This is a genomic window from Pantoea sp. EA-12 (genome assembly GCF_030053355.1).
GTDB lineage: Bacteria > Pseudomonadota > Gammaproteobacteria > Enterobacterales > Enterobacteriaceae > Pantoea > Pantoea vagans_C.
The window spans coordinates 235,957-254,061 of sequence record NZ_JASGBY010000006.1 but is presented as its reverse complement, the minus strand read 5'-3'; the positions used below and the strand labels follow the sequence as shown (position 1 = coordinate 254,061).

Genomic DNA, 18,105 nt, shown 5'->3' with positions numbered 1-18,105 from the left:
CATGAAGAAAACAGTTATCGCGGCGGGGATGATGGTGTTCGCAGCCGCAGCCATGGCAAAGGATACGGCTTTTGTTTACGTCTCAAACGGCGACAGCGGGACGGTGACAGCCTACACGCTGGATAAAGCAAAGCACCAGCTGAAGCCCATCGGTGAATATCCCACTGGGCTGAAAAGTATGCCTATGGTGGTGTCGAAAGATAAAAAGACGCTGTACATATCGGTGCGGAGTCAGCCTTACCATGTTGCCGGCTGGCATATTCAGCCGGACGGATCGCTGACCCATTTTGCCGATACCTCGCTGCCCGAAGCGATGGCGTACATTGCCTTGGATAAGACAGGGCGTTTTCTCCTTTCCTCCTCTTATGGCGGTGACCTCTTCAGCATTAATCGCCTTGCTGCAGACGGTAAGGTCGAAAGCGCTCCCGTTCAGGTGGTGCATACCGGCAAGCGCGCCCATTCGATTCAGACCGACCCCAGCAACCAGTACCTGTTTGTGCCGTTACTCGGCGCCGATCAGCTCTTGCAGTATCGTTTCGACAGCGCCACCGGGAAAGTCACGCCCAATACTCCTGCATTTATCAATATCCAGCACGAGGCGGCAACCGGGCCGCGCCACTTTGCATTTGCCCCGGCAGTGGATGCAAAAGGGGAGCAGAACATGTATTTGCTGACGGAGATGGCAGGGAATATCTCGCGCCTGACGCTGAACCAGGATGGCACCATGACTGAACGCGACGTAACGCCTTCACTGGATCCGGCCATTGCCCGAAATATGCAGCGTGGTGAAGCAAGACCGCTGACCGGAGATGATGATTTACCCAAGTCTGAGAAGCCACGGTTGTGGCAGGCCGATATTCACCTCACTCCGAACGGTCGCTTCCTGTATTCAACGGAAAGAACCAGCAGTTCTTTGACGGCATTTAACGTATCACCGACGGACGGAAAATTGACGTTGATTAACAGTATTAAAACCGAGACTCAGCCACGCGGTTTTGCCATTGATAACTCCGGTCATTATTTGATCGAGTCAGGACAGAAGTCTTCGCAAATATCACTTTACGCCATTGATCAACAGAGCGGAAAACTCAACTTAATTGAACGAGTACCCACCGGAAAGGGAGCAAACTGGGTCACCATTGTGGAATAACATCTTGTTATTACCTGTGCATTATTTAATGCCGTTTTTTTCAGAGTCTGATTACGTAAAAAAGGAGTCGTCATGTCCAGCATTCAAAAGATGCTCAATAAAACTTTATTATGCTCTGTATTACTGGGAGCAGCCTTTCAATCACAGGCTGCTGAAAAAGTAGTCGCCACCGATCTTGAACCTCTTCACCATGTCATTCTTGAAAATAAATATGTCACCGTCATGCGCGTATTAATTCAGCCGGGACAGTCGACACTCTTTCATGAGCAGCATCTGGACTACGTGAACACGCATATAGAGGGAAGCCCGGTTAAAATTGAATATCCTGATAAGCCTGTAAACATTACCGAGATGAAAACCGGTAACGTTAAGTTTGGCGAACATCAGGGCAAGTCAGACACCGATAAAGTGACAAATACCGGCAGTACGGTGAATCATCAGGTCGCTTTTGAAATTAACATTCCGGGTCCGCAACATTTTGGCGGTGCCACACGCCCGGCAAGTTATGCTTTCCAGCAGGTGCTGGATAAGAAAACCGTCAAAGGCTGGAAAGTGACCCTGAAACCGGGACAGAGCACGGGAGAGTATACCCAGTATGGTCCTGGCGTACGCGTCTTCTTCACCGAAGGACGTGTACTCATCGCCGATCGTGCCCATACCAACCGGGTGAAAGAACTTTGGGTACATCCAGGTGATGCGTTTTTAACCGACCCTGGAAAAACCGAGATTACGGCGGCCAGTGCGGACAATATTGTTTTTAATGATTACGAACTGTTATAGCACTGTTTGTATTTTGTAAAATTAAGGGTTTTGATAATCTGCACATCTGCGGTCATCCCGCAGATGTGCATTTATTATTCTAACAACATTAAATAATCATTTACCGGAAGCAATTATAATGAAGGCAAGAAAGGTGAGACTACGTTGTCTGCCTTTCGCGTTGAGCGCAATAATGTCTGTGACATTTTCTGCCCATGCAGAAAATGCGAATGACTCTGCAGCGCTGATAGCGAAAGGTAAGTATCTGGCCATTGCTGCTGACTGTGGTGCATGTCATACCGCGCCACAACATGGCTCAGAGATGTCCGGAGGTTATATTATCGCCTCCCCCTTAGGGAATATTGTCGCGAGCAATATTACGCCGTCAAAAACAGCGGGAATAGGGAATTATACCGAAGAAGATTTTGCCAGAGCCGTTCGGCAGGGTATTAATAAAGAAGGCCAGCATCTGTATCCGGCGATGCCCTATACCTCTTACGCTAAAATTACTGATGCGGATATTCATGCTCTGTATGCCTATTTTATGTATGGCGTCAAAGCAGATGATAACGTACCACCTAAAACAGATTTACCTTTCCCGTTTAATATCCGTTCAAGCATGTTTTTCTGGAATATGCTTTTCGCCAATGAAACGGTTTTTGTTCCTGCAAAGGACAAGTCAGCGCAGGTCAATCGCGGGGACTATCTCGTCAACGCTCTGGCGCACTGTGATACCTGCCATACGCCACGTAATGCACTGATGGGACAAAACAATGACCAGGCACTGGCCGGCGGAAGCCTTGGCAGCTGGTACGCCCCGAATATCACCCCTGACAAACAGGCGGGAATCGGCAACTGGAGTGATGCCGATATTGCTCAGTACCTCAAAACGGGGCACGTCGCTGGCAAAGCTCAGGCTGCGGGTCCCATGGCGGAAGCGGTTGAGCACAGCCTTCAGCATCTGAACGATGAAGATATTGCCTCCATTGTCGCCTATTTACGTCAGGTTCCAGCCATCAGCTCCCCTGAAAGCGCTCCCCGCGAAAGCCTCGGACGTCCGGCAACCAGCGAAGCAGCCCTGCGCGCCATTAACAATCCGGATGCTGGCTGGAAAGTGTATGCCAGTACCTGTGCGAACTGTCATCAACCTGATGGTTCGGGCAACCAAATTTACCCTTCGCTGTATCACAACACCGCGACCGGTGCAGCTCAGGCGGATAACTTAATCGCCGCCATCGTTTACGGTGTGCACCGTACCGTGGCCGGTAAAGACGTCGACATGCCGGGATTCGGCCCTGACGCCTTGTTTACCGATCGTCTGACCGATCAGCAGATTGCCGATGTCAGCAACTACGTGCTGAAGAACTTCGGCAATGCACAACTCAACGTGACGCCCGCGCAGGTGAAAACACTACGCGAGGGAGGAGAACGGCCCCTGATTGCCCGACTGGCCCAGCCAGCCGTGTGGGGCGGCGGTGCAGTGGTGGTGATCGTTCTGTTACTGATCATCGTGGCATTCTCCCGCAGGGGTAAAAAGCATGACAAATAAATCTTCCCCACAGCTGTCGCGGCGCCGGCTGCTGCAGGGCATGGGCATTCTGTCCCTTGCGACAATGTGCAATTCCCTGTTCCCGGCACGCGCGTTAGCTGCGGCACAGATGTCAGACACGGGTTTTCTTGACGTTTCACAGTTTCTTGTCAGCCGTTCGGTGGGGCCGGTTCTGGGGCAGCGCTATTTTGAAGCATTAACCCGTCATGACCCGCAGTTCCGACAAAAGCTCGACAGCCTCAACGCCCTGTTACAACAGCGTCACTTTGCTCACGTGGATGATTTTCTCGCCGCGTTGGGTACAGACAACGGTGACTGGCAGACAGCAAAAACGATTATTTCTGCCTGGTATACCGGCGTTGTCGGCACAGGAAGTGATTTAGAGCTTATCGCCTATGCCGAGGCGCTGATGTACCTGCCAACCAGAGACATTTTGGTGGTACCAACGTACGGTGGCGGTCCTTTCTACTGGGCAGTAACCGATGGCAAAGTGGCGACAACAGGAGAAGGCGCATGAGTGCACAAAAAGTAGATGCCGATGTCATTATCATCGGTTCGGGTGTGATGGGTGGGCTGATCGCCACGCAGATGGCAAAAGCCGGCAAATCGGTGATTATCCTTGAGGCGGGTCCCCGTGTTTCGCGTCAGGAGATTGTCGAACGCTTCCGCAATTCGCCGTTTAAGATGTCGCTGACCAACATCAAATTACAGGGTGTCGGTTCTCCTTATCCCAACCCGCCGCACATCCCCTCGACTTACGGTGATTATCTGCAGCAGGTCGGCCCGGTAAAATACCCCACTAAATACCTGCGCGTGGTGGGTGGCACCACATGGCATTTTGGTTCAGCACTGTGGCGCATGATCCCCAATGACTTTAAGTTGAACAGCCTGTATGGCCGCGGGCGCGACTGGCCCTTTGGCTACGATGAGCTGGAACCCTGGTATGGCAAAGCCGAACACGAACTGGGTGTTTCGGGAATTGATGGGCAGGACGAGAGCGGACAGGGCGGCAAAGCCTGGCCACCGCGTTCGACACCGTTCCCGATGCCAGGGCTACCCACCAGCTATCTGTTCGACCGTCTGAGCGAGATGCTGGGCAAAGGGGGCTATAATCCGGTGCTGGAGCCAAATGGCCGTGCCACCAAGCCTTGGGGAAAACGACCGATGTGTGCCGGGAACAACAACTGTAATCCGGTATGCCCGATTGCGGCTAAATATGATGGCTCAATGCACATTGATGAGGCTGAAAGGCTGGGCGCAACCTTACTGGATAATGCCGTGGTTTACCGTATTGAAGCGGGCGACGACGGGAAAATTACCGGTATCTGGTATAAAAAACCGGATGGTTCCGAGCATCACCTCACGGCAAACTACTTTGTGCTGGCGGCTTACGGCATTGAGTCACCGAAGCTGTTGCTGATGTCGACGTCAGAGAAATATCCGCAGGGTATCGCCAATTCGTCTGATCAGGTCGGACGCAATCTGATGGGCCATACCGGTATCAGCATGAATGTGATGATGTCCGAGGACGTCTGGCCAGGGCAGGGACCGACAGAGCTACTGGTTTACCTGAATAACCGAGATGGTGCATTCCGCAAAGACTTCCCCAGCTACAAGATCAAAGTGCGTAATACGGTCCCCACCGCCGACTATGCTGCATCATTAATTGAGAAAGGGGTACTGGGTTCAAAACTTGATGCGGAGATCCGTCGCCAGTCAGCACGTTCGCTGAACTTTGCTATCGATTTCGAGACGCTGCCACTCCCGGAGAACCGGGTGACACCCAGCAAAACGAAAAAGGATGCGATTGGTATCCCGCTGCCGGAAATCTATTACAGCGTGACAGACTACTGGCACGCCGGAAAAGAAGAGGGCATTAAGGATTTCCATAAGTTCGCAGAGCTGCTGAATGCCGACATCCTGTCGATTGATACAAAATTCCAGGATCGCCAGCATATTATGGGCACCACCATCATGGGCGATGACCCTAAAAATTCGGTAGTGAACCGTGATTGCCAGACCCACGACCATCCGAACCTGTGGATCGCGGGTACCAGCGTCATGCCTTCAGCCTCCTGTATGAATCCAACATTAACAGGGGCGGCACTCAGTTTACGCCTGGCGGATCATATGCTGCATAGCATGGCGTAACCCTTAGCTAGATACGGATTTTGCTCATCCGTACAGCCGTGGATAAATATGGCAGCCTGCATTAAATCGGGCTGCCGTTGCTTTTAGATATGCAAGACGAGCTCACGCAACAATGGAACCGCATTCTGGTGAGAAGTGAACCCCAGCTTACCTGCAATACTCACCTGCGCCCTGATAAGATACACCGTGTGATAGGGACACTGGCTCGAAAAATGTGCCGGACTCTGATATATCTGACCAGTGGTTAAAGTGTTAAGGGTCAAGGGCTATGCAAGTCAATGAAGAAAAGCTGTTACGTTCGGGGTTCAGTCAGTCGGACATTCGCAAGGTAAAGAACAACCTTGAAAGCTATGGCGGCACTTTAGATCATGCCATTCGGGACCTGTCGCGACGCTTTATTATTGCGCTGAGTGTGGTTTCTTGCGGCATTGCAGTGGCTACTTTTATACAGCCACCATTATTATCCTATAAATCATGGCGTTATATGCGGGTTAATAAAGGTTAATCGCGTTGCTGGTCAGTTGTGAGCAAATCAAATACTACCTTAGCCTTCACGCCGTTCCCCAGAATTTTCATTGTTAGCTGAGGTTTACTCATGGTGTCCACATTGCGGTAAAAATCTCGCGGCATCCAGCGGAAAAGACACCATGCACCTGATTCTTATTGCCAGTCCGAACATGCTCTATACTCGCGACCAATATGTTTGCATTAAAAAATTCGAGCTAAGCGTTCACATTAAAAGTAAACAGTTTACCAATACTTGGTTAATCTCAGAGACATCCTAAACATTAATCTTTAAAATTTAGGCCTATTTCCATCAACCAAATTTTTGCCGCGTTAATCAATGCGCATATTTTATGAAACTATTGAAAGCTGTATAAGTACAATTAATTCCAGCGCCACAACTATCAAGGCGCTGGAAGCACATTAGAATCAATCAAACCGTTCCGGCCGGAAACTCGCGAGCATCGGGTGCTTCACCCCAGTCAGCATTTCCTCTGCTATCAACTCCCCCAGTATCAGCCCCAGGGTGGCCCCCGAATGGGTAAACGCAACAAAACACCCTGGAACTTTCACCAATTCCCCGACCACCGGTTCGCCATCTCCGGGAATGGGCTTCAAACCTATCTTCCAGCTGTTCGCTGTGAGGGGTGAACCATCGCCAATCAGCTTTCCCGCTTCTGCCATTAACTGGTCAATGACCGCTTCATCAATGCTGTACCGTCCATCGGCATGCGCAACGATATCCTCTTCATACCAGTCATGATCAACCGCTAAGGTATTGCCAGGATTGGGTCGCACGGCTGCGCGCGGGGTATTTAACACCACTTTGAGCCCGCGGCCACTCGGTTGACTGGTGACTAACATCGAAACCGGCGACCCATTGGGGATGTTCACACCCAGCGGGGCAACCACATCGGGTGTCCAGGGGCCGCACGCCACCAGCAGATTCTCGGCAGTAAACTCCCCGCGCTTTTCGCAGCGAATACCAATCGCTCTACCAGAATCGGTCATCACACTGCCTTTACCCGCATCCTCAACGATTTCTCCCCCCAGCGCTTTAAACGCCTCAACAAGATGATCGATAAGGTGAGGGAGGCTCACCCAGCCCTCGCCCGGATTGGCAATCGTAATCTTTGAGAGACTGGCTTTATTAACCTGCGAATCCACGCTACCCACTGTGGTCTGGTCAATCAGGCGTGAATCATAGCCATGCGACTTCTCATACTGATGGCGCGCCTGGGTTCCCGCCTCATCATCAGCCGCCCAGAAAACAGCGCCATCGAAACGCAACCAGTCGAGATTAGAATAGCGAGCAAACAGGGTGCGGTAGCGATCGATACCCGCCATACGTAAGTTGTGGTAGGGCAGTGAACGCTCGCCAGCAGAATTCAGCCAGGAGAGTGAACGTCCTGAAGCGCCCGACGCCAGTTCTGATTCGGTAACCAGTGTGACTTTCGCCCCAGCTTTGGCCAGATGCCAGGCAGTGGATACCCCAAGGATACCGCCGCCCAGCACGATAACGGTGTTCGCTACAGATTTCTCAGACATCATTTATTCCTTCTCTTAAAAATGAACAGCCGTCAGGCATTCACATACGCGGGTTCGTGGAGGGCAAGATCCAAGATGCGTTGGCGTGTCATCAAAGCACCTCCGAAAGAAAGCGCTGTAAACGGGCAGACTGTGGTCGATCAAAGATCGCTTCAGGCGTGCCGGATTCGACGATTTCCCCCTCATCCATAAACACCACCTGGTCGGCCACGCGACGGGCGAAGCCCATTTCATGTGTCACCACCACCATGGTCATCCCGCGCTGGCAGAGTTCTGCCATTAGCGTCAGCACTCCCTTAACCAATTCGGGATCCAGCGCGGAGGTCGCTTCATCAAACAGCATCACTTCCGGTTCCATCGCCAGTGCGCGTGCAATCGCCACTCGCTGTTGCTGACCACCAGAAAGATCGCGCGGACGGTGGTCAGCGCGCTGCGCTAATCCCACTTCAGCCAGCCGTTGACGGGCGATGTCCCACGCTTCAGCCTTTGGCCGCCCTTTGACTTTCCAGGGTGCCAGCGCCACGTTTTCCAGCGCGCTGTGATCGGGGAAGAGATTGAAGTGCTGAAACACCATGCCAATTCTCAGGCGTAATGCATCGGGCTTGTCCTTGAGTACCGATCGCCCCGCCAGCAACACATCGCCATTTTTAGGTTCGTGCAAACGGTTGATGCCGCGTAACAGCGTCGACTTTCCCGAGCCGGAAGGGCCAATGATGCAGGTTGTGGTACCAGGCGCGACGGTCAGAGACACATTGCGCAGGACTTCAATTGGCCCGTAAGCCAGTGTCAGATTGCGCAACTCAAGGCTCGCGCCATGGAATGCAGTGGAAGTCGCCATATTAATGTCCTCGCTCGCGGGTCAGTGAGCCAGTCGGCGCGACGGTGCGCTTTTGCCCCACCTCATCAACCTCCTTCAGGCCGCTTTGTGGCGCGCTCGCCCGACGGCGTCCGGTTCGATAGCGCACATCGATATAGTTCACCGCATGGGTAAGGGGCACGGTGATGATGAGATAGAACAGGCCGGCCAGCATCAGCGGAGAGAGATTGCCACTCAGTACTGCGGCATCCTGACCCACGCGGAACAACTCGCGTTGATTCGTCATCAGCCCCAACAAATACACCAGCGAGGAGTCTTTGATGATGGCAATAAACTGATTCACGATGGCGGGTAACACGCGTCGTATGCCCTGCGGAATGATCACCAGCCTCATCGCGCGGCTGTAGCTCATCCCCAGTGCCCGGCAGGCTTCCATTTGGCCTTGCTCAACGCTCTGAATACCCGCGCGAAAAATTTCGCCCATATAGGCACTGGCGATCAGGCTTAAGGCAAAAATGCCGAGCGGGTAGGGTGTAGGACCAAACAGTTGGTAGCTGAATCGCGCCAGACCCTGACCAATCAGTAAAATGGTAAGGATGGAGGGCAAGCCGCGAAACAAATCGGTATATAACCGCGCCGGGAGTCGCAGCCAGCGCGAAGGGGAGATGCCCATCAACGCCAAAATCAGGCCGAACAGCGTCCCCAGTATCGTCGCAGCGACTGAGATGATAATGGTGTTAACCAGTCCAGTTGCCAGCAATTGCGGCAGAACGTCCATCATTGAGGGAATATCAAAGAACGTCCGGGAAAGAATGGTAATCAGGTCCATAGCCGATTCTCTGTTACGGGTGACGGACCGTTGCCGTCACCGGATGCAGTCTCTCGCTCAGATGTCGCGCGAGGTTATTGGCCGTTCGGCAGATACTGTTTCGGCATCGGCGAACCCGGGAACCACTTCTCATAAAGCTGTTTCCAGGTGCCGTCCTGCATCGCATCTTTAATAGCTTTATCGAGAGCGGCTTTAAAAGCAGGCTTGTCTTTCGCGATCGCCACACCGGCGGGGGCATCGAAAGAGGGGATATCAGCCGCTGTGACCAGTTTGAAACGGGTGACATAATCTTTGGCGGCTTCGTAATCGAGGAACATGGCATCCAGGGTGCCATTGTTCAGCGCGGAAACGGCACTGTTGTTATCAGGAAATCGCACCAGGTCGGTCTGCTTGAAATGCTGCAGCGCGTAACTTTCCTGCAACGTGCCCTGGATCACCCCCAGGCGTTTATGTGCCAGCGTTTCGACATTCTTCACTCCCGAGTCACTGCGGGTCAGTACGGTCAAATAGCCAGCCAGATAGCCTGTCGAAAAATCGACGGTTTTTTCCCGTGCCGGGGTGATCCCAATCGCTGCTACGCCGGCATCATATTGCCCGTTAGCCACCGCTGGCAGAATGGCGGAGAAATCCTGGCCGACAAAATCCACCTTATCGATGCCGATCCGATGCGCCACGTTTTTAAAAAACTCGATATCGAAACCGGTGAAATTCCCGTTCTTGTCGGTGAAGGTGTAGGGCTTGGCATCCCCCAAACTGGCCACGCGCAGGTGTCCTGGCTCCAGTAAACCGTAGGGGTTGCTGTCATTGGCCGCCAGAGCACTGAAGCTGGCTGAAAACAACACGGCGCTGCCGAACAGTGCGGCAGTGAGGTGGGTAAAATATTTTTGCGATGTCATAAGGCTCTTCCGTCTGTGCAGGTGAAACTTCAGAGTCCGCTAAGCCGGGATATTATAATTGAGACCGGTCTCAGCGAGGGCCAAAATGAAACCGGCGCATATTGTGAGACCGGTCTCAAGTGGATATACTGATATTAAGCACACGCCTAAAGAAGCGTCAATTCTGTCGTCATCAACTTGTGATTCGAAATAATTATGACCAATGAAAATCACCGTTCCCGAGTTCCCACCGTGGCTGATGTCGCGCGCGCAGCCAGCGTGTCAAAAGCGCAGGCTGCAAGAGCACTAGGCGGGTATGGCTCCGTCAGTGAAGAGGTGCAATCCCGGGTTAACCAGGCGGCAGAGGCCTTAGGGTATCGGCCTAATGAGCTGGCCCGCAGCATGAATACCGGGCGCTCTAATACCATTGGCGTGATTGTCGGGGATATTGAAAATCCACACTTTGGGCTCGCATTACGCGGCATGGCAGATGTTGCCAGACAGGCAGGCTTTCACTTACTTCTCAGCAACAGTGATGAGACACTGGAAGAGGAGCAGGAAGCAGTGCGCGTTATGCTGGATAAGCGTGTCGATGGCATCATCGTGGCACCTTGCAGTTCGATGTCACGCGATAATGAACACCTTAAACAGGTGCTGGCCGAAGGCCGCTCACTGATTATGTTTGACCGGGCAGTCGAAGGCATGGACGTTGAGGCGATACAGGCAAACTTTTTAACCAGTGCTAAAGCGGCAACCGCGTTGTTACTCAATGAGGGCCATCAACGCATTGCTTACCTCTCCAGTATGCGGGTGCCTGAACCCTACTCAACGGCAACAACTTTAGGGCCAACTCCCGTGGCACAGCGTGTAAAGGGGATGATAGATGCTTACCAGGACGCAGGGCTTAAACTGGATCCCAGCCTTATCCGCCTCAATGCCCTTAATGACGCGATCATCGAACAAATATTGACGGAGTTGTTATCTCTCCCAGAACCACCCACTGCACTGATTGCCTCAGATAATCTCATTGCCATGGGCATCCTGCGAGGGCTGGCAAGACGCGGGTTAAGGGTGCCCGAAGCGATGTCGTTTGTGATGTATGATGATTTTCCCTGGACGGAATTGATGACACCGCCTTTAACCGTGGTTGCTCAGCCGGTGTATGAAATGGGACGTGAAGCCGCGCGCAGGTTGATCTGCCATATACGCCAGCAGTCAGTTGGGGAACTACCGAGGTTTGATAGCTGGATGGTGGTCAGGGGATCGGTTGGAAGACACGAATTTTAGCGCCATGCAAACATCATTAACGTTGTTGACGTCAATCAGCCAGCGAACAGCTGATGCTGTCCGCACGGCTAATATGGCAGGGAATTTAACCGTTAGAACGAGATGGCGGCGTACCATGCGTATGGAAGGTTTCAATGGTCTTCAGCCCCCACGCCTGGCCTTTTTTCCTTTCAGCTTCCGTCCAGACGACCGTTTGCCAGTCAGGCGCCAGAATTAATCGCGCCCCTGAATTAGCCAGTTCAATGCGATTGCCCGCAGGTTCCCAGACATATAGGAAGAACGTGCCCTGTATCGCGTGCTTGTGTGGACCGGTCTCAATGTGGATACCATTCTCCAAAAAGATGTCGGCTGCACGCAGAATATCTTCGCGCGTATCCGTGGCGTAGGTGACGTGATGCAGACGTCCGTTGCCGCCACCGTGCTCTTCCGTACAGGCCAGATCGTAGGTTTTATTATTGATAGTGAACCAGCATCCGCCAATGCGGCCGTTATCCAGCTGAATCATCTCTGTGACGCGTGAGCCCAGGCACGTCTCCATAAAGTTTTTGAACTCGCTGACATCGGCGGCTAACAGATTGAGATGATCAAGACGGCGTGGGCAGGCGCCGCGTGCATGATAACGCTGTGACAAATTTTTCAGCGATGGGCGTTCCTCGGCGTCCGCCTGGTAGCGCACCGTATAGTAGTAAATCTCGAAAACATGCCCAAAGGGATCGGCAAAGCGAAAAGCACGACCGTGCCCCTGCTCATTATCGACCCAGCCCAGCACCTCATACTTGCTCGCCTCAATGGCCGCGACACGTCGCATTAAAGCGGCTTCTGAACTGGCGCGATAGGCAATATGGCCGACTCCGGTGGTGTGGTGCCGAGTCAACTTCAGACTGTGAAACTCGTAATCATCCCAGGCACGCAACCAGGCATGATCCGCATCCTGAGCCGAAATGGTCAGGCCATAGACGTTAACAAAGAAGTCGAGACTCTCTTCAAATTTGTCACTATAAATCTCAACGTGAGCCAGATGGGCAATATCAAAGCAGGGTTCCGGCAGTTGAATCGTCATAATGAAATTCCTGTTAAACAATATGTAAGGTAATTAGCTTTTTTTTAGAGCGTAACATCACCGGTTATTTAGGGTTTGTGAAAGCACTGGAAGATCATCCAGGTCCGCCCCTTTGACTTTCAATGAAAGTGATACGTTACGGTGTAACACAATGCTTACTGCGGCGAACAGCGCGGGCAAAGCAAGGATGAAGAAGATGGCGGACTGTGCTGGAAACGCCCCGATCAGTAAGCCCCCCACGGAAGAACTTAAAATGGCACCGGTACGACCGATACCGTGCATCCAACTCACCCCTGTTGCGCGAATTTCCGTGGGGTAATAGGCAGGCGAATAGACCTGCAACCCGTTCTGCGCGCCATTAATGCACATGCCGATGATGAAGATGAAAATGCCAAGGTTAACGCCAGAGAAGTTAAACACCCCCTGAGCGATTAAACAGAGGCTGCCCAGCAGGTACACCACGGCAATAACATATTTCGCGTTGAGCTTGTCCATTAACGCGCCAACGATGATGCCGCCCAGTGGACCACCAAGCTGGAACAGACCGGCAATCACGGCGGCTTGCTCCAGTGAAATGCCACCGGATCGCATAATGGTCGGCAGCCAGCCATTCAACAGATAGATGACGAACAACCCCATAAAGTAAGTCATCCACAGAATGATGGTGCCGCGAGCAAATCCGTGACGGAACAGCTGTGAAATGGTGCTGTTGCGACTCATCCGAGGGGAATTGAGGATAAAGGCCGAATCCGGGGTGAAATGTCCGCCCATCCGGTTCAGCAAAGCCGCAATCTGAGCACGGGGTGCTTTACGCACCAATAGATTGAAGGCGGATTCAGGTAACAGCACGCCCAGGAATGGCAGCAACAGTAATGGGATTACGCCACCAAAAATCAGTACGGCAGACCAGTGATAGTGCGCCAACAATGCAGCCGCAATAAACCCGCCCAAGCCAGACCCGATATTAAAACCGCTGAACATCAAGGTAATCATGACGCCCTTGCGCCGTTCAGGCATGTACTCTGACAGCAACGTGACGCAGTTAGGCATAACGGCCCCCAGCCCCAAGCCGGCGATAAAACGCAGCAAGGCCATTTGTAAAGGCGTGGTAGCAAATGCGCAGACGAGGCTGAAAGTGGAGAACATCAGCACCGACAGCAGAATGACTTTCTTGCGCCCAAAGCGATCGGACAAAGGGCCGGCAATCAATGCGCCTATCGCCACGCCAAACATGGCAGCGCCGAGGATGGGCCCCATGGCGGCACGGGAAATATGCCACTCTTCAATCAGCGCGGGAGCAATAAACCCCATCACCGCAGCATCGTAGCCATCGAACATGATGATAATCAGGCAGAGAAAGAGTACGCGCCACTGAAAGGGCGAAATAGGCCGTGCATCAATCCAGGCTTTGATATCGACCAGTTTTTCTGTGTTCATGGGTAGGTTCTCGGTAAAGGGACTGAGGTTATTTTTGTTGTCGTTGCGTATTAACAATCCAATTACACGGTATGCAGCCTGGCGCGTTATGTCTGTTTAAAAACCCTTTTAAAGGTATGAGTTACATTTATATTGTGAGCGAGTTGGCATAGTCTCTGGCGAAAGCAACAGGTGAAAAACGCCGACATGATTGCCACTCATGCAGTTTAGCGTTAATCACCCTATGCATTTCGTTTAGATGATGTCTGAGACGGCTTCGGCGCGAATGGATTCAATCAATGCCAGCGTAGCGGGAGAGTGAAGCGCCCCATGGCGCAGCGTAATGCCAATATCACGCTGCGTATCGGGCAGCGTGAAGCTCAGAGGCACCAACGTGCCAGCGCGTAATTCGTATTCCAGTTGATGCCAGGAAACGGCCGCCACCATGTCGGAATTCATCAACAGGCCACGCACGATGGCAAGGTCGCCACTCTCCACGACAGGCACAGGAGAGGCGATCCCCAACGTCTTAAAGGCCTGATCCAGTAAGTGTCGGGCTGGTGTATTCGCCCGCGGCAAAATCCATTGCGTCTGCGCGAAATCCTCAGGGATGACGGGATTTCCGACCAAGGGATGCCCAGGGCGGGTCAACAGGACCAGCTCTTCGCTGAACAGTGCCTGATGATCAATATCTGTGATTCCATCAATCTGTCGCAGCGCACCCAGAATCAAATCAACCTCACCCGCCCGTAATTCGGTCACCAGCGAGCTGTATGCACTTTCATTGGTCACCACTCTCACTGCCGGATGGGCAGCGACAAGGCGACTGATGGCACGAGGCAGCAGAGAAGTGCGGCACAGGGGCAGGGCGCCGACGTGAACCACGCCCTGCAATTTCCCATCCTGTGCGGCCAGGTCTTCCGGGATGTGACGAATTTCATTCAGTGCCCGGCTGATATACGGTGCTATTTCACGTGCCGCCGCTGACGGCATCATCCCTTTTGGCGAACGCTGAAATAACACCTGACCGGCCCCCTTTTCCAGCACCTTAAGCGCGGCGCTGACGGCGGGTTGGCTGATCGCCAGCATATTGGCGACACTCTGCGTATGGTGCAGGTGGTAGAGCTGCAGAAAAATATTCAACCGCCTCACATTGAATAACCAGATGGGCTCAGCCTCATCGCGCACACTTTCCCGCTGTTTAAATCTTGCCAGCAAGGCCGGGATGCGGTTGAGCTCTTGCAGCGCACGCTGCGCACGCGGTAACACACATTTCCCCTGCTCGGTCAGCAGCATTCCGCTGGCATGCCGTTCAAACAAAGGCGTGTCTAAAGTGTGTTCAAGATCACGAATCGATCGCGTGACCGCAGATTGGGTGCGAAATAAATATTCAGCAGCATTCGATATTGTGCCTCTTTCTGCAATTAAACAAAGCGCTCTTAGTTGCATGATTTTTATATCAAATTCTTCGCCGCTCTTATTCGTCATCCGGTCTTCCCTCCACGAGATCATCATCACAACATAAATAAAACTCATAGCATGCGCAATGAAAGACATTATTCGCCTCAGAAGGGTCATGGCAGGATAAAAAAAACGCAACAGCAGGGAAATAAGATGGAAAACGCAGCAAAAAAAAGTGCTTTGGTGGTCAGTGCCCATTCCGCTGACTTCGTCTGGCGGGCGGGCGGCGCAATCGCGCTGCATAGCGCACGCGGCTATGACGTGCATGTGGTTTGTCTCTCATTTGGTGAGCGCGGCGAATCGGCGAAACTATGGCGCAAAGGCAATATGACGGAGGAGACGGTGAAACAGCACCGTCGCACGGAAGCGGAAGCGGCCGCTGAAGTGTTGGGTGCGAGTATTGAGTTCTTTGATTTGGGCGACTATCCGTTACGCGCTGACAAAGAGACATTATTCCGGCTGGCCGATGTATTCCGTCGCATTCAGCCTCACTTTGTCCTGACACACTCGATTGCCGATCCCTATAACTACGATCATCCTCTTGCGGCAAATCTCACGCAGGAAGCGCGCATCATCGCGCAGGCCGAGGGGTATCGCCCCGGCGAGCCGATTATTGGTGCACCGCCGGTATACTGTTTTGAACCCCACCAGCCCGAGCAGTGCCAGTGGAAACCGGATGTATTACTGGATATTACTTCGGTCTGGGACAAAAAATACCAAGCGATTCAGTGTATGGCCGGGCAGGAACATCTGTGGGAATACTATACCCGCGTCGCATTACAGCGCGGCGTGCAGGCCAAACGCAATACTGGCATTACCTCAACACGGGTGATTACCCACGGTGAAGGGTATCAGAGCCTGTTCCCCCGCGTGACGGAGGATCTGGCATGAGCATGGTGAACAGAAAAGGCCTGGTCGTGCGCAAAATTCAGCGAGCCGATGGTGCCCTGGTCAAAGAATTCGCCCACTTTGGTGTGGCAACCGTTCACGAAGCCCAACAGCGCCAGGGCTTGCTGGATAAGCGAGTGCGGCCGATCCAGCAGGGTGTCACCGTGACGGGCAGTGCCGTGACGGTATTGGTCTCGCCTGGCGATAACTGGATGTTTCATGTTGCTGTCGAGCAGTGTCAACCGGATGATGTCTTGCTGGTGGCACCGACATCTGACTGCCATGACGGCTTTTTCGGCGATCTCCTCGCCACCTCGTTAAAAGCACGTGGTGTCGTGGCATTAGTCGGCGATATCGGTATTCGCGACAGTCAAACGCTGCGCGAGATGAACTTCCCTGTCTGGTCGCGCGCGGTCTATGCCCAGGGAACGGTTAAAGAAACCCTGGGTTCCGTGAATATCCCGCTGATCTGCGCCGGCCAGTTGGTCTATCCGGGCGATATCGTGGTCGCTGACGATGATGGCGTGGTGGTGGTGCCGAGGGCTGATGCCGACGCGGTGGCACAGGCTGCCCGGCAGCGTGTCGCCAATGAAGAGAGTAAACGCGTGCGGTTAGCATCAGGTGAACTCGGTCTGGATATTTATCAGATGCGCGAACAGCTCGCTGAAAAAGGGTTGCGCTACCTTGATTCCCTTGACGATTTACAGAAGCTTTCATCATGAAACAGACCCGAATTCCCTGTGTTCTGATGCGGGGTGGAACGTCTAAAGCCGCTTGTTTTCTGGCCAGCGATCTCCCAGAAGAGACGCAACTGCGTGACGCGGTGCTGCTTGCGGTGATGGGATCCCCCGATCCGCGACAAATTGATGGCATCGGCGGTGCCGATCCGCTGACCAGCAAAGTGGCGATTATCTCTGCTTCTGCACGCTCAGACGCCGACGTGGATTACCTGTTTGCTCAGGTGAACGTTGATAAGGCAAAAGTGGATTACGGGCAGAACTGCGGCAATATTCTGGCCGCCGTGGCCCCGTTTGCGGTTGAAAAAGGTCTGATTCCCGTTCAGGGCCCCCTGACGCGAGTCCGCATTTTCATGGTGAATACCGGGCAGATCGCCGAAGCGCAAATCGCGACGCCTGACGGAGCAGTGGAATATCAGGGTGATACGCAAATTGACGGCGTGCCCGGTTGCGCGGCAGAGCAGGTCATCCGTTTCCAGGATATCGCCGGTTCGAGTTGCGGCGCATTACTGCCCACCGGGCAAGCACGCGATACCTTTGATGGCATTGACGTAACCTGCATCGATAACGGGATGCCTGTGGTCTTAGTGCGCGCCGCCGATCTGCAACGCAGCGGCCTGGAAACCCGTGAACAGCTGGACGCTGATGATGAGCTGAAGGCCCGGCTGGAATCCATTCGCTTACAGGCCGGTTTACGCATGAATCTTGGCGATGTCAGCACGCGCACCGTCCCCAAAATGACGCTGATTTCCCCTCCGGTAAATGGAGGGACCGTCACCACTCGCACCTTTATTCCCCATCGCTGCCATGCCTCTATCGGCGTACTGGGTGCCGTGAGTGTGGCCACGGCTTGCCTGATCCCCGGTGCGATAACGGAAGGCGTGGCACAAGTCAGTGCTGAAATCGAGCATCGGCTCTCCATAGAACACCCGGAAGGGGAATTTAGCGTCATGCTCAGCCAAGACCTGAACGGCTACGTCATTAACAGCGGACTGATTCGTACCGCTCGCTTGCTGTTTGAAGGTTCCGTCGCGATTCCTGGCACGCTCTGGTCAGGCAAATAAGGAGCAGGAC

The 18,105-nt window shown here is 53.2% G+C and carries 17 protein-coding genes; 10 read left to right on the top strand and 7 right to left on the bottom strand.

Translation table 11 applies throughout. The features are described from left to right. The first annotated feature begins 1 nt into the window (after position 1). From QMZ30_RS11705 to QMZ30_RS11680, 6 genes are all read left to right on the top strand, one after another. Complete coding sequence (locus tag QMZ30_RS11705) at positions 2 to 1,150, top strand: lactonase family protein (RefSeq protein WP_283227508.1); 1,149 nt, start codon at positions 2 to 4, stop codon at positions 1,148 to 1,150. A gap of 72 nt (positions 1,151 to 1,222) precedes the next feature. Beyond that, positions 1,223 to 1,930, top strand: a complete 708-nt coding sequence (locus QMZ30_RS11700; protein WP_283227507.1) for a hypothetical protein — start codon at positions 1,223 to 1,225, stop codon at positions 1,928 to 1,930. Positions 1,931 to 2,048: 118 nt separating this feature from the next. Further along, on the top strand, positions 2,049 to 3,458 hold the full coding sequence (locus QMZ30_RS11695; RefSeq protein WP_283227506.1) for a c-type cytochrome: 1,410 nt from the start codon (positions 2,049 to 2,051) through the stop codon (positions 3,456 to 3,458). Then, the gene (locus QMZ30_RS11690) at positions 3,448 to 3,975 is read left to right on the top strand and encodes a sugar dehydrogenase complex small subunit (protein ID WP_283227505.1); all 528 of its coding nucleotides are present in this window, start codon (positions 3,448 to 3,450) and stop codon (positions 3,973 to 3,975) included. Before QMZ30_RS11695 ends, QMZ30_RS11690 begins: the two co-directional genes overlap by 11 nt. Beyond that, positions 3,972 to 5,609 carry a GMC family oxidoreductase gene (locus tag QMZ30_RS11685; RefSeq protein WP_283227504.1) on the top strand — a complete coding sequence of 546 codons (1,638 nt, stop codon included), beginning with the start codon at positions 3,972 to 3,974 and terminating at the stop codon, positions 5,607 to 5,609. Before QMZ30_RS11690 ends, QMZ30_RS11685 begins: the two co-directional genes overlap by 4 nt. A gap of 268 nt (positions 5,610 to 5,877) precedes the next feature. Next, a complete protein-coding gene (locus QMZ30_RS11680; RefSeq protein ID WP_283227503.1) occupies positions 5,878 to 6,114 on the top strand; it encodes a hypothetical protein in 237 nt (78 codons plus the stop codon). Positions 6,115 to 6,542: 428 nt separating this feature from the next. Here QMZ30_RS11680 and QMZ30_RS11675 read toward each other — a convergent pair whose 3' ends face one another. The 4 genes from QMZ30_RS11675 to QMZ30_RS11660 all read right to left on the bottom strand — a co-directional run bounded on the left by QMZ30_RS11675 (position 6,543) and on the right by QMZ30_RS11660 (position 10,203). Beyond that, the gene (locus tag QMZ30_RS11675) at positions 6,543 to 7,661 is read right to left on the bottom strand and encodes an NAD(P)/FAD-dependent oxidoreductase (protein ID WP_283227502.1); all 1,119 of its coding nucleotides are present in this window, start codon (positions 7,659 to 7,661) and stop codon (positions 6,543 to 6,545) included. A 91-nt stretch (positions 7,662 to 7,752) separates the two neighbouring features. Then, positions 7,753 to 8,499: an amino acid ABC transporter ATP-binding protein gene (locus QMZ30_RS11670; RefSeq protein WP_283227501.1), complete on the bottom strand. Its 747-nt coding sequence runs from the start codon at positions 8,497 to 8,499 to the stop codon at positions 7,753 to 7,755. Between the two features lies 1 nt (position 8,500). Beyond that, positions 8,501 to 9,307, bottom strand: coding sequence for an amino acid ABC transporter permease (locus tag QMZ30_RS11665; protein WP_283227500.1), 807 nt, complete (start codon positions 9,305 to 9,307; stop codon positions 8,501 to 8,503). Positions 9,308 to 9,381: 74 nt separating this feature from the next. Then, a complete protein-coding gene (locus tag QMZ30_RS11660) occupies positions 9,382 to 10,203 on the bottom strand; it encodes an ABC transporter substrate-binding protein (protein WP_283227499.1) in 822 nt (273 codons plus the stop codon). 195 nt (positions 10,204 to 10,398) lie between these two features. Between QMZ30_RS11660 and QMZ30_RS11655 the strand changes: the two genes are divergently transcribed. Continuing rightward, the gene (locus QMZ30_RS11655; RefSeq protein WP_283227498.1) at positions 10,399 to 11,469 is read left to right on the top strand and encodes a LacI family DNA-binding transcriptional regulator; all 1,071 of its coding nucleotides are present in this window, start codon (positions 10,399 to 10,401) and stop codon (positions 11,467 to 11,469) included. An 85-nt stretch (positions 11,470 to 11,554) separates the two neighbouring features. Here QMZ30_RS11655 and QMZ30_RS11650 read toward each other — a convergent pair whose 3' ends face one another. The 3 genes from QMZ30_RS11650 to QMZ30_RS11640 all read right to left on the bottom strand — a co-directional run bounded on the left by QMZ30_RS11650 (position 11,555) and on the right by QMZ30_RS11640 (position 15,433). Next, positions 11,555 to 12,529 carry a VOC family protein gene (locus QMZ30_RS11650; protein WP_283227497.1) on the bottom strand — a complete coding sequence of 325 codons (975 nt, stop codon included), beginning with the start codon at positions 12,527 to 12,529 and terminating at the stop codon, positions 11,555 to 11,557. 57 nt (positions 12,530 to 12,586) lie between these two features. Beyond that, positions 12,587 to 13,966 carry an MFS transporter gene (locus QMZ30_RS11645; RefSeq protein ID WP_283227496.1) on the bottom strand — a complete coding sequence of 460 codons (1,380 nt, stop codon included), beginning with the start codon at positions 13,964 to 13,966 and terminating at the stop codon, positions 12,587 to 12,589. A 234-nt stretch (positions 13,967 to 14,200) separates the two neighbouring features. Then, positions 14,201 to 15,433, bottom strand: coding sequence for a LysR family transcriptional regulator (locus tag QMZ30_RS11640; RefSeq protein WP_283227575.1), 1,233 nt, complete (start codon positions 15,431 to 15,433; stop codon positions 14,201 to 14,203). A gap of 126 nt (positions 15,434 to 15,559) precedes the next feature. On the opposite strand from QMZ30_RS11640, the gene galB reads away from it, so the two are divergent. The 3 genes from galB to QMZ30_RS11625 are packed head-to-tail and all read left to right on the top strand — an operon-like array spanning position 15,560 to position 18,095. Next, positions 15,560 to 16,297, top strand: a complete 738-nt coding sequence (gene galB, locus QMZ30_RS11635) for a 4-oxalmesaconate hydratase (protein ID WP_039336311.1) — start codon at positions 15,560 to 15,562, stop codon at positions 16,295 to 16,297. Then, positions 16,294 to 17,016, top strand: a complete 723-nt coding sequence (locus QMZ30_RS11630) for a 4-carboxy-4-hydroxy-2-oxoadipate aldolase/oxaloacetate decarboxylase (protein WP_283227495.1) — start codon at positions 16,294 to 16,296, stop codon at positions 17,014 to 17,016. The genes galB and QMZ30_RS11630 overlap by 4 nt, the downstream gene beginning before the upstream one ends. Then, positions 17,013 to 18,095, top strand: a complete 1,083-nt coding sequence (locus tag QMZ30_RS11625) for a 4-oxalomesaconate tautomerase (RefSeq protein ID WP_283227494.1) — start codon at positions 17,013 to 17,015, stop codon at positions 18,093 to 18,095. The genes QMZ30_RS11630 and QMZ30_RS11625 overlap by 4 nt, the downstream gene beginning before the upstream one ends. Positions 18,096 to 18,105: the final 10 nt, after the last annotated feature.